19 protein-coding genes are annotated in these 21,820 nt (G+C 71.6%); 9 read left to right on the top strand and 10 right to left on the bottom strand.

What is annotated here, in order from left to right; translation table 11 throughout:
• Nucleotides 1-145: 145 nt before the first annotated feature.
• From OG718_RS23735 to OG718_RS23760, 6 genes are all read right to left on the bottom strand, one after another.
• Entirely contained in the window at nt 146-1,399 is a 1,254-nt protein-coding gene (locus tag OG718_RS23735) for a hypothetical protein (RefSeq protein WP_328847816.1), read from the bottom strand.
• A 77-nt stretch (nt 1,400-1,476) separates the two neighbouring features.
• A complete protein-coding gene (locus OG718_RS23740) occupies nt 1,477-2,655 on the bottom strand; it encodes a hypothetical protein (RefSeq protein WP_328845113.1) in 1,179 nt (392 codons plus the stop codon).
• The gene (locus OG718_RS23745; RefSeq protein WP_328845114.1) at nt 2,652-3,569 is read right to left on the bottom strand and encodes a COG1470 family protein; all 918 of its coding nucleotides are present in this window, start codon (nt 3,567-3,569) and stop codon (nt 2,652-2,654) included. The genes OG718_RS23740 and OG718_RS23745 overlap by 4 nt, the downstream gene beginning before the upstream one ends.
• A 78-nt stretch (nt 3,570-3,647) precedes the next feature.
• Nucleotides 3,648-4,334 (bottom strand): LPXTG cell wall anchor domain-containing protein, encoded by a 687-nt coding sequence (locus OG718_RS23750; RefSeq protein WP_143639331.1) that lies wholly within the window; start codon nt 4,332-4,334, stop codon nt 3,648-3,650.
• Between the two features lie 291 nt (nt 4,335-4,625).
• Nucleotides 4,626-5,129, bottom strand: a complete 504-nt coding sequence (locus tag OG718_RS23755) for an ATP-binding protein (RefSeq protein ID WP_143639095.1) — start codon at nt 5,127-5,129, stop codon at nt 4,626-4,628.
• Nucleotides 5,130-5,400: 271 nt separating this feature from the next.
• The gene (locus OG718_RS23760) at nt 5,401-5,829 is read right to left on the bottom strand and encodes an STAS domain-containing protein (RefSeq protein WP_143639093.1); all 429 of its coding nucleotides are present in this window, start codon (nt 5,827-5,829) and stop codon (nt 5,401-5,403) included.
• Nucleotides 5,830-6,078: 249 nt separating this feature from the next.
• Between OG718_RS23760 and OG718_RS23765 the strand changes: the two genes are divergently transcribed.
• From OG718_RS23765 to OG718_RS23775, 3 genes are all read left to right on the top strand, one after another.
• Nucleotides 6,079-6,978, top strand: a complete 900-nt coding sequence (locus OG718_RS23765) for an RNA polymerase sigma factor SigF (RefSeq protein ID WP_143639091.1) — start codon at nt 6,079-6,081, stop codon at nt 6,976-6,978.
• Between the two features lie 395 nt (nt 6,979-7,373).
• A complete protein-coding gene (locus OG718_RS23770; RefSeq protein WP_143639089.1) occupies nt 7,374-8,963 on the top strand; it encodes an RICIN domain-containing protein in 1,590 nt (529 codons plus the stop codon).
• 198 nt (nt 8,964-9,161) lie between these two features.
• Nucleotides 9,162-10,487 (top strand): DUF418 domain-containing protein, encoded by a 1,326-nt coding sequence (locus OG718_RS23775; protein WP_328845116.1) that lies wholly within the window; start codon nt 9,162-9,164, stop codon nt 10,485-10,487.
• 25 nt (nt 10,488-10,512) lie between these two features.
• Here the strand turns inward: OG718_RS23775 and hutI are convergent, their stop codons facing one another.
• The 4 genes from hutI to hutU all read right to left on the bottom strand — a co-directional run bounded on the left by hutI (nt 10,513) and on the right by hutU (nt 16,215).
• A complete protein-coding gene (gene hutI / locus OG718_RS23780; RefSeq protein WP_328845117.1) occupies nt 10,513-11,712 on the bottom strand; it encodes an imidazolonepropionase in 1,200 nt (399 codons plus the stop codon).
• 68 nt (nt 11,713-11,780) lie between these two features.
• Nucleotides 11,781-13,142, bottom strand: a complete 1,362-nt coding sequence (locus tag OG718_RS23785; protein WP_143639085.1) for a formimidoylglutamate deiminase — start codon at nt 13,140-13,142, stop codon at nt 11,781-11,783.
• Entirely contained in the window at nt 13,139-14,347 is a 1,209-nt protein-coding gene (locus tag OG718_RS23790; protein ID WP_260695303.1) for an allantoate amidohydrolase, read from the bottom strand. The genes OG718_RS23785 and OG718_RS23790 overlap by 4 nt, the downstream gene beginning before the upstream one ends.
• A gap of 209 nt (nt 14,348-14,556) precedes the next feature.
• Nucleotides 14,557-16,215, bottom strand: coding sequence for a urocanate hydratase (gene hutU, locus OG718_RS23795; protein WP_328845118.1), 1,659 nt, complete (start codon nt 16,213-16,215; stop codon nt 14,557-14,559).
• A gap of 139 nt (nt 16,216-16,354) precedes the next feature.
• On the opposite strand from hutU, the gene OG718_RS23800 reads away from it, so the two are divergent.
• From OG718_RS23800 to OG718_RS23825, 6 genes are all read left to right on the top strand, one after another.
• Nucleotides 16,355-17,824 (top strand): diaminopimelate decarboxylase, encoded by a 1,470-nt coding sequence (locus tag OG718_RS23800; protein WP_328845119.1) that lies wholly within the window; start codon nt 16,355-16,357, stop codon nt 17,822-17,824.
• Nucleotides 17,825-17,939: 115 nt separating this feature from the next.
• On the top strand, nt 17,940-19,304 hold the full coding sequence (locus OG718_RS23805) for an APC family permease (protein WP_306938498.1): 1,365 nt from the start codon (nt 17,940-17,942) through the stop codon (nt 19,302-19,304).
• Between the two features lie 134 nt (nt 19,305-19,438).
• Nucleotides 19,439-19,837, top strand: coding sequence for a hypothetical protein (locus OG718_RS23810; protein WP_055617535.1), 399 nt, complete (start codon nt 19,439-19,441; stop codon nt 19,835-19,837).
• A 161-nt stretch (nt 19,838-19,998) separates the two neighbouring features.
• Nucleotides 19,999-20,856, top strand: coding sequence for a transcriptional regulator (locus OG718_RS23815; protein WP_328847817.1), 858 nt, complete (start codon nt 19,999-20,001; stop codon nt 20,854-20,856).
• Between the two features lie 38 nt (nt 20,857-20,894).
• Nucleotides 20,895-21,380 (top strand): roadblock/LC7 domain-containing protein, encoded by a 486-nt coding sequence (locus OG718_RS23820; protein ID WP_143639075.1) that lies wholly within the window; start codon nt 20,895-20,897, stop codon nt 21,378-21,380.
• Nucleotides 21,381-21,444: 64 nt separating this feature from the next.
• Nucleotides 21,445-21,819, top strand: a complete 375-nt coding sequence (locus OG718_RS23825; RefSeq protein WP_143639073.1) for a hypothetical protein — start codon at nt 21,445-21,447, stop codon at nt 21,817-21,819.
• Nucleotide 21,820: the final 1 nt, after the last annotated feature.

A 21,820-nucleotide genomic window follows, 5' to 3' on the forward strand; every position in this document is an offset into this window, starting at 1 on the left:
GCCAACCGCGGGTTCGTTGTGGCTGATCGCGCAGTTCCCCGCGCTCCCTATTAGGGGGCGCGGGGAACTGCGCAGTCTTTTGGGGGCGCGGGGAACTGCGCGACCAGCCACGGCGGTCCCGCAGTTCCCCACCGAAGCGCCACCCCTACGGCGCCCGACGCGAAGCCTGCCGCCTGGGCATGAACGTGAACACGGCCCCGCCCAGCAGAATCGCGGTCCCGGCAACAAACCCGAGCGCCCGCAGCCCTCCACTGTCATCGGCGCCGGTGTCGGCCAGCCCTCCACCGGTGTCACCGGACCCCGACGTACCAGTTCCTCCGGCGGAGCCACTCCCACCGGCGGCGCCACCCGGCTGCGCCGACGTGTCGAGCGTCAACGACACCTCGGACTTCTCCGGCGTACACGTCGTGGTCGTCCCGAGCGCCTTCACCGTCAGCACACCCGGCGAGAGCGTCGACTCCCCGTCGGCGCCCGGCTTGTACGTGCCGGTCATGTCGGAGATCACCATGGGATCCCCGGACTTGATCGCCTCGGGGTTCGTCGGCCCCTCGACATGGACCGTGCCCTTGTCGGCGCCGCCGAGCGCGACCTCCATCGACGGCTTGACCGAGTCCGCCGGGATGTCGGCGGGGCTGTCCATCACGGAGCCCTTGAACTTGACGGTGAGGTCGTAACTCCCGCCGTCCTTCTTGGCGTTGATCTGCACGGGAGAGGTCGCGTTCTTGTCGCCGATCGGCGTCTTGCACGCGTAGGGGATCTTGACCTCCTTGCCGGTGAAGTCGGTCTCACCGCCTCCACCGGTGGTACCGCCCGTGTCGCTGCCCCCGGTCTCACTCTCGGTCGGCGGCGGGCTGGTGGGATCAGGGGGATCCGTGGGATCGGGAGGCGGAGTCCCCTCCCCCGCCGTGACCTTGATCGTCGCCGCGGGCTTCACCGTCTCCGTCGGCGTGCACTTGGTGTCCGTCGACATGACGTTGATGGCGTACGCGTCGGGCGTCAGCGTCACGTCTCCCGCCGTCGTCAGTTTCAGTTTGCCCTTCATGTCGGACAGGACCATCGCCCCGCCCTTGGGGATCGCCGGGTTCTCCCGCGGCCCCTGCATCGCGATGGACGCGGCCTGCGCGCCGGCCGCCTTGAGGGTGCCGGACGGCTGGACCGAGTTCGCGGGCAGGTCGATGAGGTCGGGGTTCTTCGACGCGGCCTGCGTGAACTTCCAGACCACCTCGACCTCGTCACCGACCTTCGCCGTGGCCGGCGCGGTGACCTCCACCTTGGTGGTGCCCTTGACCGTCGGCAGCCCGGAGACCGGAGGCGGTACGCAGTCGGTCGCGTAGGACACCTCGGCGGCCTGGGCGGGCGCAGCGGCCACGCCCAGCAGGACTCCCGCACCGCCGAGCATCATCGCGACCCCGGCCGCGCCCGCTCTCCGGCTGCCTCTGGGCCGTGTCGGCCCCGGCCGGACTCTCCGTTGCGTGCTCACGTGTTTCCCTTCCTGGTGGGGGTCGTCGGACTGTTCTCGTGCGGTGCGGAGAGCGGATCGGCCTCGGCCGCCCCGGGATCGGTGTCCGGGGTGAACCAGGGCAGCGTCGGGTTCGTACGGGACGGCGTACGCGTCGTGGTGTCGGCCTCGGACTCCGGGGAGGCCGACGTGAGGCTCAGCTTCGGCATGCGCAGGGTGACTTCGGGCAGCCGGAGACCGCCGCGCCGCACACCGTGCGCGCCACGCCCGGGGCGCCCCGGTCGCGCGAGGCGCCCTGCACGTCCGCCGCGTCCCGCGGAGCCGCGCGGCCGGATCCGGTCGACCACGGCCATGCCGATCCGGAAGAGCGCGGCCGGTACGACGACGCAGACCAGGATCCAGAAGAGCGTCACGCCCCAGGGGCGCCCCACGCCCCACGGCTGTTCGGCGAGCACCTTGCCGCCGAACTTGAGCGAGACCGTGTAGTCGCCGTGCGCGCCGGCGGTCAGCTCGACCGGCAGGGTGATCCGTTCCTTCTCGCCGGGCCCGATGGTGCCGCGCCACTGCTGTTCCTCCCACTGGGGGGCGAACACGCCGTGGGAGGTGCCGACCTGGAAGACGGGGTTCTTGACGGCGGTCGTGCCGACGTTGCCGACGGTGAAGACGAGCTTGCGGGACGGCGGCGCGCCGAACCAGGCGAGCAGGCCGCTCGACCCGTCGAGCCGGGTGTCGGTGAGCACCGAGAGCCGTCCGCCGCTGTCCTGCTTGGGCAGCGGTTCGACATCGTGTCCGGCGACCAGGAACGGGGCGTCCGCCTCCGCCTTCTCCCCGGTGACCGTCGCCACGTGCACGACGCAGGGGCACGGCTTGGGCGGTTCGGCGACCGGAAGCTTCTTGCTGAAGGCGCCCTTCGCGTCGGTCGTGACGGCCCGGCCGTCCGCGTTGGCACAGGAGTTGGTCCCGCCGATCACACCCCGGTCGGTCGAGGACTGCCCGCAGATCAGCATCATCAGCAGCGCGTTCGGCCGCCACCCCGTACCGCCCACGGTGATCGAACCGCCCGTCCCCGCCTGGGCCTTGGAAAGCTTGACCACCGGTTTCTCGGCCGCCGAGGCGGTCGCCCCCGCCATGGGGAACAGCACAAGCGCGAGCACCACGACAACCGCCGGAATCCGCGCCCCTCTTTTCCCGCTCACGTCACCGCTCCCGTCAACTCGACTTCCGTACGCGGCTGTTCGGCGTCCGGTGACTCCCGCGGCCGCCTACGACGTCGTACGAACCAGTGGCCGCCGGCCGCACACGCCGCGAGCCCGATCGCCGCGCCCGTCACCGCTCCCCACGGCACGAACCGGGCCGACACTCCCGCCTCGTCGTGCGCCCCGCCCGCCGCCGTGACCGTGAGCTCGACGTCGACGGAGTCGATCGCGGGCGGGTCGGGCCAGGGCTCGGTGAGCGTGACGCGGCGGCCGGGGAGCAGTTCGACGGGCAGGGTGCGCGGGGCCCGGTCCAGCACCTCGCCGAAGAGCCCCTCGGCGCGTACGGCGAGTTTCGGGGTCAGCACGGTGGTGCCGCGGTTGACCAGTTCGTACGAGATGCGCCCGCCGGTGACCCGCACGTGCTCGACGGTGAGCGCGGAGAGGGTCGGGCCCGCGACCCGCAGATGGACGCGTACGGCAGCGGTCCGGCCGGCGGCGCTCGCGACGATCGCGCCGGGGTGGTCGCCGGGCGTGGCGCCCGCCGGGACGCTCACGGTGAACGGCACGTCCGCGCGGGTACGTGCCGGGATCCGCACGGTCCGCTCGGCGAAGGTGATCCAGGCACCGGTGTCCGTCGCCCTGGTCCGCACGGAGAATCCGCCGCTCCTCGTGTTGTCGGCGTCCGCACCCCGGAACCGCACGGTGAGCGGTTTCCCGCCCGGGTTGAGCACCGACACCGTGTCCTGCAGGACCGTGCCGGGCGCGCCCTCCGCGTAGAAGTACGGCCGTGCGTCCCGCCCGCCGGCCGACGGCACGACGGACCAGCCGTCGTCGGCCGCCGCGGTCGGGGCAACGGCCAGGAGTGCGACGGCGGCGAGACAGAGAACACGGGCGGTGGGCGGTACGAACGGCATCGGCGGCTCCGGATGGCGTACGGGTCGTGCGAGACGTGCAGGTCGTGCAGGTCGTGCAGGTCGTACGAGACGTGCGGATCAGCGGTGGGCCTGGTTCCTCCGGGTCAGCCACAGCACTCCGGCCGCACCCGCCAGCAGCACCGTGCCGCCGAGCGTGCCGAGGGCGATCGCGGAGTCCTCGGGGCCGGTCTGCGGGAGTTCCTCGCCGCCCGCGGGGGCATCCTGCGAGGAGCCCGTCGTCCCCGTCGTCCCGCCGCCGGCCGCGGTGACGTCCAGGGTCAGCGAGACCTTCGGGGCGTTGGAGGGCGTGCACGTGGTCGTCGTACCGAGAGCCTTGATGGTCAGCACACCCGGTGTGAAGGTGACCTTGCCGGTCTTCTTCGGGGTGTACGTACCCGTGAGGTCGGTGATCTTGATCGGGGTGTTGGCGGGCACGGTCTCCGGGTTGGCGGGCCCCTTGACCGCCAGCGTGCCGGTATCGGCGCCGCCCAGCTTGATGACGGCGCTCGGGTTCATCGCGCCCTTGCCCAGGTCGACGGGGCTGGACGAGACGCCCTTCTCGAAGGTCATGGTGATCTGGTAGCCGCTGCCGCTCTTGACACCCTTGATGTCGATGGGCGAGACGGCGGACTTGTCACCGATGGGTGTCTTGCACTGGTAGTTGACGTCCACCACGTCGGCCTGGGCAGCGGGGGCGGCCATCAGCACCGCCGAGCCGGCCAGAGCCGCGGCGGTCGCGAGCGCGGCGGTTCGTTTCGGGTACATCCGGTATGACACGGTCCCCTCATTCCTGAAGGCTTTCCTGATGGCGTTCCTGACGGCACATCAGATCGGCCGTCAAGGTACGCCCGGGGCCTTGCCGAGGGAAGACAAAGTGCGCGCCGGATCCGTGGGGATCCGACGCGCATCAAGTGAGGGAAGGGGAAAAACCGAACCGCGGGTAACCCCAAGAGGCACCTAAGGGCAGGCACCCCAAAGGGGCGCGGGGAACTGCGCGACAAGCCACGACGCACCCGACAGCGCACCCGGCCGACAACGCCGAACCCAGTGGAACGGCTACGCCGGCGCCCCGAGCTCCGCCCAGACCGTCTTGCCCGCAACCCCGTTCGTACGGATCACACCCCAGTCCAGGCACAGCCGCTGCACGATGAACATCCCGTGGCCGCCGGGTCGGCCGGCCCGGTGCGGGGTGCGCGGCGCGGGCTGGCCCGTGCCCCGGTCGGAGACCTCGACGCGGAGCACCTTGTTCTCGCAGGCGATCGAGAGCTCGTCCGGCCCCTCGGCATGCAGACAGGCGTTCGTGACCAGCTCGGAGACGACCAGCAGGACGTCCTCGGCCGCGGCCCGTTGGTCGGCGGTGGCCGCGGGCAGCCAGCCCCACTCGTACAACGCCTGACGGGCGAAGTCGCGGGCGAGCGGGACGACCCCGCTCGCGCCGTCGAAGTTCAGCCGACGGGCCCGACGCACGACAGGCGTACCGCCCGGAGGCGTCCCGGAAGCGCCGCCGTCGCCCGGTTCCGGGCCGCGGTCGCCCGGCGGGTAAGGCCGGGTGGTGCTCATCAGCGCTTCACCTCACCGATTCACCAGTTCACGATTCAAGACTCAGTACTCAGCACATTCAGGACATTCGGAAAGCTCAGGGACACTCGGGATCCGGGAGTCGTCCGGGGACTGCCGCGCGCTTGCCGTTCGGTCTGTTGACATATTCAGGATGTCTCCTGCCCGACCGAACCGTCAGAACACCCACTTATTCGGCATGGATGCTGTGACTCTGGTAACGCGCTGATCACACGGACACAACCGAGGCATAACTTTGCCTCACGGGAGCGCCTCAGTGCGACTGGTCGCCCGGTTCGGGCTCGGGTTTGCCGGCCTCGGACCCGTCGGACCCGGGCTCGCTCAGAGCCTCTTCGAGCGTGTCGTGGAGGGTGAAGACGGCCTCCGCCCCGGTGATCTCGAAGACCCGGGACACCACCGGCAGCATGCCCGCCAGATGGACCCCGCCACCCGCGGCCTCGGCCTTCAGCCGGGCACCGAGCAGCACGTTCAGCCCCGTGGAGTCACAGAACTCCAGACGTGAGCAGTCCACGACGAGTCGCGCGAACCCGCGGTCGAGGTATTCCTCGATCGGTTCACGCAGTAGATCCGCCGTATGGTGATCCAACTCACCGGCCGGGGTCACGACGGCGCTAGCGCCCTCTTCCCTCACCTCGACCAGAAGCCGGCCCGACTGTGCGCTGCCGACCGTCCCGCGGTCCATGCCGTGTCTCTCTTCCGACCGTCGTGGCTGTTGATACGCCCACGAACCCTACGCCTTCCTCGCACTCTTCAACACCCGAACAACCGCCAAGAAACGGACATTTAGCCATGAAACACACTTGCGAGAGAGTCGCGAAAGCGGGTAGGGCTAGTAGAGACAGTTTTCGACACGGCCGGCTTTGGAGGCGCCGCACACCGCAGTGCACGTATTGGCATCGGCAGCCATATGCCGAGAACGATGGAGGACACCATGTCACCCCGGCTCGACGCATCGCAGCCCCAGAGGGCGACGTCGACACCCCCTCTGGAACGACTGGAAGACGAGTCCGCCGACGAGAACGCCGGCCTCGCAGGACTTCCGGAGATCCCGCCTTTCGCCGAGGTCGGGCCAGTGGACGCACGGGCCCTGTCCAAGACCCTCTTCGAGCGGCTGGAGTCGCTGGAAGAAGGCACCCACGAGTACTCGTACGTACGCAACACCCTGGTCGAACTCAATCTCGCCCTGGTGAAGTTCGCGGCCTCCCGGTTCCGCTCCCGCAGTGAGCCGATGGAGGACATCATCCAGGTCGGCACGATCGGCCTGATCAAGGCGATCGACCGCTTCGAGCTCAGCCGTGGCGTCGAGTTCCCGACCTTCGCGATGCCGACGATCGTCGGCGAGATCAAGCGCTTCTTCCGCGACACCTCATGGTCCGTGCGGGTACCGCGCCGACTGCAGGAACTCCGCCTCGACCTGGCCAAGGCGGGCGACGAACTCGCGCAGCAACTGGACCGCGCTCCGACGGTGGGAGAGCTGGCGGAGCGTCTGGGCCTGTCGAACGACGAGGTCGTCGAGGGCATGGCTGCGTCGAACGCCTACACGGCCAGCTCACTCGACGCCCAGCCCGAGGAGGACGACTCCGAGGGCGCGCTGGCTGACCGGATCGGCTACGAGGACCACGGGCTCGAAGGCATCGAGTACGTCGAGTCGCTGAAGCCGCTGATCGCCGAACTCCCGCCGCGCGACCGGCAGATCCTGTCCCTGCGGTTCGTCGCCAACATGACCCAGTCCGAGATCGGTGACGAACTCGGCATCTCGCAGATGCACGTCTCCCGGCTGCTCTCGCGGACGCTGGTGCGGCTGCGCAGGGGACTGACCGTCGAGGAGTGAGGGTCACCGTCGCCACCACCACCGCACCACCGCACGAGGTGTGTGGTCGTACCGGCACACAGGGCGCGCAGGTGTGCGCTCGGGGCCGGGCCGGATCATCCGGCCCGGCCCCGAGTGCGTTGTCCGCGGATCACGCGACGTCACGCCCGCGGGTCACGCGGCTTCCCGCCCGCGGATGACGTGGCTTCCGGCCGGTGGATCCCACGGGTCCACACCCTCGGATCGCCCGGGTCCATGACCTCGCGGCACGCGGGTCCGCACCCTCGCATCCCCCGAGTTACCCACGGGAACCCCTTTCTTCACTGTTCACCTTCCATCACTATGGTCACCCGCCAAACTGGCTGGTATGTCAGTTGTCCGGCGGGGGCCGCACAGGGGTGCAGGGAGGCACGTGGATGGTTCGGGGCGAGGGGCAGGGGACCGGCGACGATGCCGGCATCGGGAGCGGGGGCGGGGGCGGCGTGCACGCGGGCGCGGCCGACGCGCGGCTCACCGAGCTGCTGCGCGCGGACACCAAGACCGCGTACGCGGCACTGCGCGAACTGCGCGTGCGCCACCGGCCGGCGGTCCTCGCGTACGCCCGTCTGTGCACCACCGCCGACTCCGCGGCGCGGCAGCTGACGGACCGGGCGTTCGCGCTCGCGGCCCAGGAGACCGCGCGCGGCTCCGACCCGGGAGGCGCCTGGCGGCACCAACTCCTGCTGCTGGCGGGGCGGGTGGCCGTCACATGGACCGGGGACGAACGGGCCGGCCGGCTCGACCCCGGCCTCCTCGCGCGGCTGCGCGCGGCCGGTCCCGAGGGCCCGACGCCACCGCTGCTCGACGCGTTCAGGTCGCTCCCCTCCCGGGTCCAGGGCCTCGTCTGGTACGGGATCGTGGAGCAGGAGCCCGAGGAGAACACGGCGGGCCTCCTGGGACTCACCCGCGAGGACGTGACGTACGGAACGGAGCCGGCGCTCCAGGCCCTGCGCGCGTCCTTCCTGAAGAGCCATCTCGCCGCCTCCGGCGATCCGCGCTGCCAGGACTTCCGCCGGCTGATCGAGGAGTCGGTACGCCCCGACAGCCCTCGCCACAGCACGGATCTGCGCGCCCACATGGCCGAGTGCGCGCACTGCGCCACCGCGTACGAGGAGTTGTCCGCGCTGCGCGACGACCCGCACACGGGCCTGGCCGAGGGCCTGCTGCCGTGGGGCGGCACGGCGTACGGCACGGGTGCGGCGGCCCGCTCGCACGCCACCGCGCAGACGCAGTCGGCCACTTGGGGGTCCCTGGCGGCCTGGCCGCCCTCACGCCGCCTCGTGCTGGCCTCCGCGGCGCTCGGGGTCGCCCTGGCCCCGCTGCTGCTCTTCCTCGTCTCCTCGGGCGGCTCACAGCCCGACACCGCGGGAAGCGCGGGGACTCCGGTGCCCCCGGCGGCGGTCACGGTGACGGCCACGGTCCCGACGGCGCCGTCCGCCTCCCCCACGGACAGCTCCGACTCCCCGTCCCCGACGAGGAGTTCGAGCCCGTCGAAGCCGGCGTCCCCGAGCCCGTCCCACCCGGCTTCCCGCCCGCCGTCCGCTCCGCCGCCGCCTCCGAACGGCAGTTACGCCCAGGTCGTGAACCGCTCCACCGGCCGCTGTCTGGACATCCTGGACGGCGAGATGGAGAAGGGCACGGACGTCATCACGGCCCCCTGCTCCTCGGCCGGCACCCAGCGCTGGCGCGTCGACACCGACCGGGGCGCGCTGCAGTCGTACGCGGACCCCGACTTCTGTCTGGACAGCCGCGGCGCGACCGACGACGGCGTGGGCATCTGGGAGTGCGACTCGCTCGGCGGCCGCAACGCCGTGAACCTTAGGTTCGCGGTGACCGCCGACGGCGTGATCCGCCCGGCCGTCGCCCCGGACCACGCGCTGACTCCGTACGGCGACGACGGCCTCGACCTGGCCACGGACGCGGGGCGCACGGAGCAGTTGTGGCGGGCGGGGGCGGGGCCCGCCTGAGCCACTGGGCGGGCTTCCTGGCCGGGTGACGGGGTTTCTGACCGGGTTCCTGTCCGGGCACCCGACCAGGTTTCTGACCGAGGGGGTGTTCGGCGGCGACTTTGGTCGCGGTCCCGCGACTCGGTGTCATCCCTTGGTCGGTCGGCACTGGACCGCCGGCCGATGTCGCCCAGGTCACGCCCTTCCTAGCGTGGGGTCATGACAACCACGAGCGAAGAGACGCCGGTGCGACGCGGGGGCGTGCGGGCCGAGGAGCGGGCGCTCGCACCCGACCTCGCGCGCGGGATCATGCTGTTGCTCATTGTTCTGTCCAACACCGCCTTCCACCTCTGGGCGGCCCGGCGCGGGCCCTCCGGCTGGCAGCCCGCGGACGGCTCGTGGCTCGACCACGCGGTGCAGTTCACCATGATCATCGTGCTGGACCTGCGGGTCTATCCGCTCTTCGCGTTCCTCTTCGGCTACGGGATGATGCAGCTCTTCCTCCGGCAGACCGCGGCCGGCAACTCCGAGCGGGGCGCCGCCAGGATCCTGCGCAGGCGCAGTCTGTGGCTGATCGTCATCGGGCTCCTGCACTCCACCCTGCTGATGGCGGGCGACATCGTCGGCTACTACGGGGTGCTGAGCCTCGTCCTCGGCCTGGTGTTCCTGCGGCGGAGCGAGCGCGCGCTGAAGGGGTGGATCTGCGCCGGCGCCGTACTGATCGTGTTCTTCGCGGCCCAGCCCGTCGTATCGGCCCTGCTCCGGGGCGAGTTGGGCACACTCGGGGACGCGGGCGCGGAGCCCGGCTTCATGGCGTACGCGGCGCAGGAAGAAAACTGGCTCACGGCGGCCGGGACCCGGCTGGAGACCGGGCTGTTCATCACGTTCCTGGCCTCCGCTCTGGCACTGGCCGGCGGCGGGTACGTAGTCTTCCTGCTCGGCTTCTGGGCGGCCCGCCGCCGTGTCCTGGAGGAGCCCGGGCGCCATCGGACCCTGTTGCGCCGCACGGCCGTCATCGGCATCACGGTCGGCTGGCTCGGCGCGCTGCCCGCCGCACTCGCGCACGTCGGCGCCCTGGACGTACCGGCCGACGCGCAGAGCGAGGAGGGAGCGCTCACGCTTCTCCGGGACGTCACCGGAAACGCCGCCGGACTCGGTTACGTCGCGGCCGTCGCGCTCTTCGTGCACTGGTGGACCAGCCGGAGGGCGCGTGTGGGGGCGGGCGAGATCGCGGGTTCGGCGGCGAGTGCGATCGGGGGTGCGGGTGCCGGCGCGGGTGCCACGGTCGTCGCGGCGGTGTCGGCGGTCGGCAAGCGGTCCCTGTCCTGCTACCTCGCGCACTCGCTGCTCTTCGCGCCGGTGCTGGCCGCCTGGGGCCTCGGCCTCGGCGAGCACCTGTCCAGCTGGACCATGGCCCTCTTCGCGGTCGGCGTCTGGCTGCTCACGGTGGCGGGGGCGTACGCCCTGGAGCGCGCGGGGCGCCGGGGCCCGGCCGAGGCGGTGCTGCGGCGGCTGATGTACGGGGTCCGGGCCAAGGCGGGCTGAGCGACCGGCCCGCCCGGGGCCGGCCTCAGACCACGCGTACGCCCCGCCGCCACACCTGGTCGACCAGCGGCACGCCCGGCCGGTAGGCCAGGTGGACATGGCTCGGGGCGTCGAGGAACGCGAGGTCGGCGTACGCGCCCGGAGTGAGGCGGCCGACGTCGGTGCGGCGCAGCGCCCGGGCTCCGCCCGCGGTGGCCGACCACAGCGCCTCGTCCGGGGTCATGCGCATGTCCCGTACGGCCAGGGCGATGCAGAAGGGCACGGACGACGTGAAGGACGAGCCCGGGTTGCAGTCGGTGGAGAGGGCGACGGTGGCGCCCGCGTCGAGGAGGCGGCGGGCGTCCGGCCATTCGGCACGGGTGGAGAACTCGGCGCCGGGGAGCAGGGTCGCCACGGTGTCGCCGCTCGCGAGGGCGTCGACGTCCGCGTCCGTGAGGTGCGTGCAGTGGTCCGCGCTCGCCGCGTCCAGTTCGACCGCGAGCTGGACGCCGGGGCCGTACGAGAGCTGGTTGGCGTGGACCCTCGGGTGCAGGCTCTTCGCCTTGCCGGCCGTGAGGATCGCGCGGGCCTGGTCGCCGTCGAAGGCGCCCTTCTCGCAGAAGACGTCGACCCAACGGGCGTAAGGGGCACAGGCGTCGAGCATCTCGCCGGTGACGAGCGCGACGTACCCGGCGGGGTCGTCGGCGAAGTCCGGGGAGACGATGTGGGCGCCGAGGTAGGTGACCTCGTCGGTGTGCGCGGAGGCGATGCGCAGGGCCCGGGCCTCGTCCTCGACCGTCAGTCCGTAGCCGGACTTCGTCTCGAACGTGGTCGTGCCCTGGCGCAGGGCCTCGGCGAGGTAGTGGGTGAGGTTGCGCTCCAGCTCCTCGTCGCTCGCCGCCCGGGTGGCGGCGACGGTCGTACGGATGCCGCCGGCGCTGTAGGCCCGGCCGGACATCCGGGCGTTGAACTCCTGCGTGCGGTCGCCCGCGAAGACGAGGTGCGAGTGGGAGTCGACGAAGCCCGGGATCACCGCGCGGCCACCGGCGTCGACCCGGTTGTCAGTGGCGGGTGCTTCTCTTGAATCACCGGTCCACGCGATGCGGTCGCCGTCGATGACGACGGCCGCGTCCTGGATCAGACCGAGGGGGGAGCCGTCACCGAGGGAGGGATCGTTGGTGACCAGACTGGCGATGTTGGTGATGACGGTCGTCGTGCCGTTCGTGGTGCTGCCTGTGCTGCTCATGGCGTCCTTGTGAGGGCTCGGGGCGGCGGGGGCGATGGCTGGAGCTGGGACAGGGGCGGGGGCGGGAATCAGGCGCGCAGGGCTTCGACGGCATCGGCCATGGCCTGCGGCACGTTCGGCACCAGGGCATGGGCCCCGTCGCGTACGACATGGCGGCCGCCCACGACCGTATGGCGCACGTCCGCCGCGCTCGCCGCGAATACGGCCGTCTCGGCGCCGAGCCGTGGCACCGGCCCCGCTGTTCTGACCGAGTCGAGCGCGATCGTCGTGAAGTCGGCGAGCGCGCCGGGTTCGAGGATGCCCGCGTCGTCCCAGCCCAGGGCCGCGTGACCGTCCGCGGAGGCGGCGCGCAGGAGCGCCGCCGCCGTCCAGTGGCCTCGGGTGCGGGTGCGCAGGCGCTCGTTCAGCTCCATGGCACGCGCCTCTTCGAGCAGGTCGATGACGGCGTGGCTGTCGGAGCCGAGGGACAGCGGCGAGCCCGCCCGCTGGAGCGCGACGGCCGGTCCGATGCCGTCGGCGAGGTCGCGCTCGGTGGTCGGGCACATGCAGGTGCCGGTCGTGGAGCCGCCGAGCAGCGCGATGTCCTCGTCGGTGAGGTGGGTGTTGTGGACGCCCGTCGTGCGCGGGCCGAGCACCCCGTGGTCGGCGAGCAGCCGGGTCGGCGTGCAGCCGTGCGTCTCCAGGCAGGCGTCGTTCTCCGCCGTCTGCTCGGACAGGTGCACATGGAGCGGCGCCCGCCGCTCCTCGGCCCACCGCGCCACCGTCGCCAACTGCCCCGCGGGCACAGCCCGTACGGAGTGGATGGCGGCCCCGATCCGTGCGTGATCCCGGTCCTTGAGAACTGAACAGCGTTCGGCCCAGGCCTCCGCGGTGCCGTCGGAGAAGCGGAGCTGGTGCCGGTTCGGGGGCTGCCCGCTGCGCGTGTTCAGGAGGCCGGCGGCGAGGTAGGCGGTGTCGAGCAGGGTGATGCGGATGCCCGCCTCGGCGGCGGCCTCGATGAGGGCTTCGCCCATCGCGTTCGGGTCGGCGTACGGAGTGCCGCCCGGCGCGTGGTGGACGTAGTGGAACTCACCGACGGCCGTGACTCCGGCGAGGGCCATCTCGGCGTACACCGCACGGGCGAGCGCATGGTACGTCTCCGGGGTCAGCCGGTCCGCGACGGAGTACATGATCTCGCGCCAGGTCCAGAAGGTGCCGGAGCCGACCTGGACGGTGCCGCGCAGGGCACGGTGGAAGGCGTGGCTGTGGGCGTTGGCGAGACCGGGAAGGGTCAGGCCGCGCAGGATCTCGGCACCCGGGGGCGGGGCGTCGACGCCCGTGCGGACGGCGGCGATCCGCCCCTCCGAGTCCACGTCCAGGGCCACGCCCGGCTCGACGTAGGAGTCGAGCCAGGCGTGCTCCAGCCAGTAGGTCGTGCCTCGCGCGCTCACGTGCAGGCCAGCCCTTCCAGTACGTCGGCGAGTGCGGTCACCCCGGCCACGCAGTCGTCCTCGGCGGCGTACTCGGCCGGCGAGTGCGAGACGCCCGTGGGGTTGCGTACGAACAGCATGGCGGTGGGGATGGATCCGGAGAGGATCCCGGCATCGTGTCCCGCGCCGGTACCGAGGACGGGGACCTTGAGGTCCGCCTCCTTCTCCCTGCCCAGGATGCGGGCGATCTCGTCCCGCAGGGCGTGCTCGAACTCGACGACGGGGGTGAACGACTCCCGGACGACGTCCAGTTGGACCCCGTGCTCGTCGGCGTACTCGCGGGCCGCCTTCTCGATGCCGCTCACGACCGTGTCGAGGGTCGCCTGGTCGGCGGCGCGGGAGTCGAGCCAGCCGCGCACGAGGGACGGGATGGCGTTGACGCCGTTCGGCTCGACCGAGATCTTGCCGAAGGTCGCCACGGCACCCGCGAGCCGAGCCTCCCGCCTGGCGGCGAGCACGGTCTCGGCGTACGACAGCATCGGGTCGCGGCGGTCCACGAGCCGGGTGGTCCCCGCGTGGTTGGCCTCGCCCCGGAAGTCGAACCGCCACCGCCCGTGCGGCCAGATGGCGCTGGCGATGCCGACCTGGTCACCGGAGAGGTCGAGGGCACGGCCCTGCTCGACGTGCAGCTCGACGAACGCGCCGATCCGGGCCAGGCGCTCGGGGTCGGCCCCGATGGCGTCCGGGTCGTAACCGGCGGCCTCCATGGCCTGCGGAAGGCTGACCCCGTCACCGTCCCGGAGCCGCCGCGCCTGCTCGACGGTGAGCTCCCCGGCCGCGAGCCGGGACCCCACACATGCCAGCCCGAACCGGGCCCCTTCCTCGTCACCGAAGTTCACGATGGCGAGCGGCCTGGCGAACTCCGCGTTCCTGCTCCGCAGTTCGTCCAGCGCGGCGAAGGACGACACGACACCGAGGGGGCCGTCGAAGGCGCCACCGTCGGGCACCGAGTCGAGATGCGACCCGGTGACGACGGCGTCCCCCGCGGCGGGATCGCCGAGCCAGGCCCACTGGTTCCCGTTCCGGTCCAGCTCGTAGGTCAGCCCCCGCCCCCGGGCCTGCTCCTCGAACCAGTCCCGGCAGTCACGGTCGGCCCCGGTCCAGGCGAACCGCCGGTACCCACCGGAGTCGGGGTGCCGGCCGATGGGCTGCAGCTGCCGCCACATTTCGTGGAAGGACGGAGACGCCGAGCGCGGCTGAGTCTTCGAGCCCGGTCCAGGCGTTTTCAGCCCGTCCGGCGCTTGAGGACGAGGCCGTTCAGGCCGATCGGGGGTCTGGGGGCGGAGCCCCCGGCGGGGTCCAGGGGCAGAGCCCATGGATTCGGGAAGGGGCGGGGTGGGGGAAGAAGAGTCCCGCTCCCCACCGAACGGCAGGCTCACTCGCCCTCCCGCATGGGAACCCGCACGCCCCGCTCATCGGCCACGGTCTCGGCGATGTCGTAGCCCGCATCCACATGCCGGATGACACCCATCCCGGGGTCGTTCGTCAGCACGCGCCGGATCTTCTCCCCGGCCAGCTTCGTACCGTCCGCCACCGACACCTGACCCGCGTGGATGGACCGCCCCATCCCCACGCCACCACCGTGGTGGATGGACACCCAGGACGCCCCGGACGCCACGTTCACCATGGCGTTCAGCAGCGGCCAGTCGGCGATCGCGTCGGAGCCGTCGAGCATGGCCTCGGTCTCGCGGTACGGGGAGGCGACGGAGCCGCAGTCGAGGTGGTCGCGGCCGATGGCCAGCGGGGCCGCCAGCTCGCCGCTCGCCACCATGTCGTTGAACCGCTCGCCGGCCTTGTCGCGCTCGCCGTAGCCGAGCCAGCAGATCCGGGCCGGCAGCCCCTGGAAGTGCACCCGCTCGCCGGCCAGCTTGATCCAACGGTGCAGGGACTCGTTCTCCGGGAAGAGGTCGAGGATCGCCTTGTCCGTCTTGTGGATGTCGGAGGCCTCGCCGGACAGGGCGGCCCAGCGGAAGGGGCCCTTGCCCTCGGAGAAGAGGGGGCGGATGTAGGCGGGGACGAAGCCGGGGAAGGCGAACGCCCGCTCGTACCCGGCGAGTTGGGCCTCACCCCGGATGGAGTTGCCGTAGTCGAAGACCTCGGCGCCGGCGTCCATGAAGCCGACCATGGCCTCCACGTGCCGGGCCATGGACTCACGGGCACGGGTCGTGAACCCGGCCGGATCCTTCGCGGCGTACGAGGCCATGTCGTCGAAGTCGACGCCCACGGGGAGGTAGGCCAGCGGGTCGTGGGCCGAGGTCTGGTCGGTCACGATGTCGACCGGGGCGCCCTCGGCGAGCATGCGCGGCAGCAGTTCGGCGGCGTTGCCGAGGAGCCCGATGGAGAGCGGGCGGCGGGCGTCGCGGGCCTCGACGGCGAGCTGGAGGGCGTGCTCCAGGGAGTCGGCCCTCACGTCGAGGTACCGGTGCTCGATGCGGCGCTCGATGGCACGCGGGTCGACGTCGATACAGATCGCGACGCCGTCGTTCATGGTGACGGCGAGCGGCTGGGCGCCGCCCATGCCGCCGAGGCCGGCGGTGAGGGTGATCGTGCCCGCGAGCGTGCCGCCGAACTTCTTCGCGGCGACGGCGGAGAACGTCTCGTAGGTGCCCTGGAGGATGCCCTGGGTGCCGATGTAGATCCAGGAGCCGGCCGTCATCTGCCCGTACATGGTGAGGCCGAGGGCCTCCAGGCGTCGGAACTCCTCCCAGTTCGCCCAGTCGCCCACCAGGTTGGAGTTGGCGATGAGGACGCGCGGGGCCCACTCGTGGGTCTGCATGACGCCGACGGGCCGGCCGGACTGGACGAGCATCGTCTCGTCCTGCTTGAGCGTCCGCAGCGTACGGACCATGGCGTCGAAGGAGCGCCAGTCGCGGGCGGCCTTGCCGGTGCCGCCGTAGACGACGAGCTTGTCGGGGTGCTCGGCGACCTCGGGGTCGAGGTTGTTCTGCAGCATCCGCAGAGCGGCTTCCTGCTGCCATCCCAGGGCGCTCAGTTCCGTACCGCGCGGTGCTCGGACGGGGCGGGGTCCTGACATGGTCTGCCTCCTGGCGGCTGGTGAGTGCTCCGGGTGGTGCCGGTCATTCAGTCGATATTCACATCCTGATCTCCTGAATAGAACTAGTCAATACCTTCGTGGGCCAGCACGGGCGCGGCACGGATGTTTGGCTGGATGTATGGCGGCATACACAGGCACAGGAGACGGGGACCCGACGGGCGAAGAACCGGACGGCCCCACGAAGAAGCTGGACGCGGTTCCGTACGCTCCGGAAGGGGAGCCGGGAGGCGCTTCGGACGAGGAGCCGGGCCCGGCCCTGGACGGGGGCATTCGGCGGGACGAGGCCGTTCGCGCGGCCGTGGAACAGGGGCTGGTCGGTCCCGCCACCCCCATCATCGGGCTCCTCGACATCACCGGCATCCGGGCCTCGGCGGCGGCGCTGCGGGCGGCCTTCGACGCGGTGACGGCACCGGGGACGCCCGTGCTGCACGCGTTCGCGGTGAAGGCGACCCCTCTCGTGCCGGTGCTGCGGCTGCTGCACCGGGAGGGCATCGGCGCGGAGGTCGCGAGCCCGGGCGAGCTGGCCCTCGCCCGCGCGGCCGGTGTCCCGCCGGCCCGTACGGTCCTCGACTCGCCCGCCAAGACCCCGGCGGAGCTGCGGGAGGCGCTCGCGCTGGGCATCGCGGTCAACGCGGACAACCCGCAGGAGCTGGCCCGCCTCGACGCGCTCGTACGCTCGGCCTCGACCCGCTCCCCCATCGGGATCCGAGTGAACCCGCAGGTCGGCGGGGGTTCGATCGGAGCGCTCTCGACGGCGACGGCGACCTCGAAGTTCGGGGTCGCGCTGCGGGACGAGGGCGCGCGCGAGTGGGTCGTGCGGGCGTATCTGGACCGGCCGTGGCTGACCCGGCTGCACGCGCACTCCGGTTCGCAGGGAATGCCGCTGGAGTTGATGGCACGCGCGGTCGCGGAGACGTACGGGCTCGCGGAGGAGATCAACGAGCGGGCCGGGCGGCGGCAGATCGACACGCTCGACATCGGTGGCGGACTGCCGGTGAACTTCGGGTCGGACGCGCACACGCCCACGTACGAGGAGTACGCGCGGCTCCTCGCGGAGACCGTGCCGGGGCTGTTCGACGGGCGGTACGGGCTGGTCACGGAGTTCGGGCGGTCGCTGCTCGCCAAGCACGGGGTGGTGCTGGCACGCGTCGAGTACGCGAAGTCGGCCGGCGGGCGGGCGATCGCGGTGACGCACGCGGGGGTGCAGGTGGCGGCGCGCACGGTGTACGCGCCGAAGTCCTGGCCGCTGCGGGTGGCCGCGTACGACACGAAGGGGCGGCCCAAGGCGGGGCCCGACGTGGTGCAGGACGTGGCGGGTCCCGCGTGCTTCGCGGGCGACCTGCTGGCGGAGGGGCGGTCGATGCCGTTGCTCGAACAGGGCGACTACGCGGCCGCGTTGGACACGGGCGCGTACTACTTCGCGCACCACTACGCGTACAACTCCCTCGCGCGGCCCGGGATCTACGGTTTCGGGCCCGACGGGGCGGGCGGGGTGCGGTTCGCCGTGGTCCGGACACCGCAGACCCTCGACGAGATCGTGACGGAGTCGGGAGGGGCACACGCGGGCTCGCTGACGGACCTGTTCTGAGGCGCCCACGCCGGGGCGAAGCTCTGATGAACCTCTGAGACGGCTCCCGACCGGCATCCCGCGCGCGGCGCAGGGAAGACGTCCCCGGACGGATCACCGATCGGGGGAGGTTCTCTTGTCCACCGCAGAAACCACCGCGGGCACACCGGCGCCCGCCGAGGACCCGGGGCTCAAGCGGGTCCTCGGCCCCAAACTGCTGATCCTCTTCGTGATCGGCGACATCCTCGGGACCGGCATCTACGCCACCACAGGCAAGGTCGCCGGGAAGGTAGGCGGGGCGCTGTGGCTGCCGTTCGCCATCGGCTTCGTCGTGGCGATCCTGACGGCCGCGTCGTACGTCGAGCTCGTCGGCAAGTATCCGAAGGCGGCCGGGGCCGCGCTCTACACACAGAAGGCGTTCAAGGTCCCCTTCCTGACCTTCATCGTCGCGTTCATGGTGATGTGTTCGGGCCTGTCGTCGGCGAGCGCGGCGGCCCGGGCGTTCAGCGGCGACTACCTGTCGGAGCTGACGGGCGACGCGCTGCCGCCGACGCTCGTCGCGATCTGCTTCATCCTGCTGCTGGCCGCCCTGAACCTGCGGGGCGTGTCGGAGTCCGTGAAGACGAACGTGGTCCTGACGCTGGTCGAGCTGACGGGCCTGGCGATCATCCTCGCGATCGGCGCGTGGGCCGTGCTGAACGGCGACGGGGAGCCTTCCCGGCTGGGCGAGTTCGAGGCGGGCGGCACCGGATACGCCCTGATGACCGGGGTGTTGGGCGCGACGGCGCTGGGCTTCTTCGCGTTCGTCGGGTTCGAGGACTCGGTGAACATGGCCGAGGAGACGAAGGATCCCGTGCGCACCTTCCCGCGGGCGATCTTCGTCGGTGTGGCGGTGACGGGCACGATCTACGTCCTGGTGGCGCTGGTCTCGTCGCTGCTGGTCGACTACAAGGTGCTGGAGGGTTCGAGCGGCCCGCTGCTGGAGGTCGTGAAGGCGGGCGGAGTCGACTTCCCGCACAAACTCTTCGCGCTCATCGCTCTGTTCGCCGTCACCAACTCCGCGCTGATCAACATCATGATGGCCTCGCGCCTGTGTTACGGCATGGCCAACGAACGCATCCTGCCGCGCGGCATGGCCCGCGTCCTGCCCACGCGTCGCACACCCGTGGTCGGCATCGCCTTCGTGACGCTGCTCGCGATCGGGCTGGTCTCCACGGGCGAGATCGAGGGCCTCGGCGACACGACGTCGTTCCTGCTCCTGTGCGTGTTCGCCGTGGTCAACATCGCGGTTCTCGTACTGCGCCGCGACCCCGTCGATCACCAGCACTTCCGCACGCCGACCGTGCTTCCGGTGCTCGGCGCCCTCACCGCCCTGATCCTCGCCAGCCCGCTGGCCGACCGCCCCGCGGACGTCTACATCCGCGCCGGAGTGCTGCTGGCCGTCGGGGTGGGCCTGTGGGCGCTGAACAAGGTGGTGCTGCGTGTAAGGAGCGAGGACTGAGAGGGAAAATCCACACACTCTAGCCAGCCGCTGGCATGTTCCACAGGAAAATGCCAGAACCATCACTCCTCGCGCACACGTTGCGTAGTTTCGGCGTTACTCAGCCGAACCACAACGGGCGGGAGGGAAGCACCGTGCCCGGAATCGACGAGTGCCTGCTGGAGGCCATGAGACTGCCCGGAGCCCGGGGAGCCTCGGTGGTCGACTGGACCAGCGGACTGGCTCTCGGCACGGTCGGGGACTCGCCCAACGGGGACCACGAGGCCACCGCGGCCGAGGCGGCGGAACTCGCCCGCCTGGCCGCGGAGCACAAGGCCTTCGCCCCCGAGGAAGGAGCCGACTGGTCCGGCGGACAGCCGCCGGTCGAGGATCTCATCATCTGCAACAAGGACAGCTACCACGTCCTGCGCTTCGTCCGTACGACGTTCGACAGCAGTGTGTTCCTGCATCTGTGGCTGGGTCGTTCGGACGGCAATCTCGCGCTGGCCCGCATACGCCTGGGCGAGATGGCGGAACGGCTGGTGGTGGGGTGACCACGATGGAGGCGCGCCCCCTGCCCGGCCGCGACAGAGCCGACGGCGACACGGCGGATCCCGTCAGGACGGACCACGTCCCGGCGGACCGCACCACCCCGGACCGCGGCTCCCCGAACCGCGCGGAACCACGGTCCGGCATCCCGCCCACGCTCAGCCCGATGCTCAGCCGTCTCGCCGAGGAGCGCGCCACCGGCGTCCTGACGCGGGAACGCGGTGTGCTGTATCTGGTCGAGGGCCAGGTGGTGCACGCCGAGAGCCCCGCGACACCCGGGCTCGACGTGCTGCTCACCACCCGCGGCGCGCTGGGCTCCGACGGCTGGTGGGAGGCGGTCTCGGAGGCGGGGGCCGAGCGGCGGGTCGGACGGTTCCTGGTGGACAGCGGGCGACTGACGGCGGGCGCCCTTGAGCTGTGCCACCTGGGAGCGCTGTACGACGCGGCGTTCTTCACGCTCGGCCCGAGCAGCGGTCCGGCGCGCTTCCGATACGGGGTCGCGCACTGGATCGGGCCCGTACGGCCGGTCTCCGTGGACGCGGTGGAGCGGGAGACGCTGCGGCGTCGCGATCTGCTGCACCGCATCTGGCCGGAGCCGGGCACGGACACCGGACCGCTCGTACGGACCGGCCGTGCCGTCGACCTGGCCCTTCCCCCGCGTCAGCGCACGGTCCTCGACCAGGTGGACGGTGAGCGCACGGCGTCGGACATCTCGCTGGTGCTCGGCCGTCCGGGGTTCCACACCCTGGTCGACCTCCGGAGGCTCGCGGCCGCCGGAATCGTGACGCCGCGATCGCCGACGACCGCGTCCGGGCCGGTCCCGACGGGGTCCATCACGTCCGGATCCATCGCGTCCGGGCCCGCCGAATCCGGGCCGGACGAATCCCGGGCGCCCCGAGCGCCCGCAGCCCCCCTGTCCCCCGTCTCCACGGTGGTCGCGCAGGCCGCGGAGGCGGCGCAGGCGTCGGCCGATCCCGACGTCGCCCTGCTGCGCCGGCTCAGAGACGCCTTGGAGGCCTTGTGATCCGCGCGCTCCGACAGCGTGCCGAGAGGAGACAACTGATGGCGGCCGAGGCCGAAGTCCTCGACGAACTACACCGGTTGCGGGCCCGAGTGCCCCAGCTGACGGGTGCCCTCGCGGCCAGCGTCGACGGCCTCGTGCTGGCCCAGGACACCCCGGGCGTGGAGCCGGAGGGGCTCGCCGCGCTCACCGCCGCCGCACTGGGAGTCGCCCTGCGCATGGCGGACGCGACCGGACGGGGCGATTTCCGCGAGCTGCTGCTGCACGGCGAGCACGGCTATCTGGCGACCTACGCGGCGGGACCGTCCGCCGTGCTGACGCTACTGGCCGGCGACCGGGCGAACGTCGGCCGGCTGCACCTCGAAGGGCGCCGCTCCGGAACCCGGATCGCGGAGCTCGTCGAGGCCGCGGTCGAGAGCCGGCCGACCCCGGCCGCGCGGGCCCCCGCGAAGCCCACCGCGCCCCGCACCCGAACCGCGCGCGTCGCGCGCACCACCACCACCGAGCCGACCGGCAAGAGCCGTTGAGCACGGATTCACCGGACCGAACTCACCGGTCCGGCCTCACCGAACCGAAAGGACAGGCACGACCATGACCAACACCGAAACCGCACTGAAAGAGGCCCTGGCCTCCATCGAGGGCGCGACCGGAGCCGCTCTCGTCGACTACACCAGCGGCATGGCACTCGGCACGATCGGCGGCAGCAAGGGCTTCGACCTCACGGTCGCGGCGGCCGGCAACACCGACGTCGTACGCGCCAAGATCCGCACCATGGAGCACCTGGGCCTCAAGGGCGACATCGAGGACATCCTGATCACGCTGTCCGACCAGTACCACCTGATCCGGCTGATCAAGGGCCGCGGCGGCAACGGCCTCTTCCTCTACCTGGTGCTCGACGCCAAGCGCTCGAACCTCGCGATGGCCAGGCACCAGCTGAAGAGGATCGAGGCCGACCTGGAGGTCTGAC

Source organism: Streptomyces sp. NBC_00258 (assembly GCF_036182465.1).
Classification (GTDB): domain Bacteria; phylum Actinomycetota; class Actinomycetes; order Streptomycetales; family Streptomycetaceae; genus Streptomyces.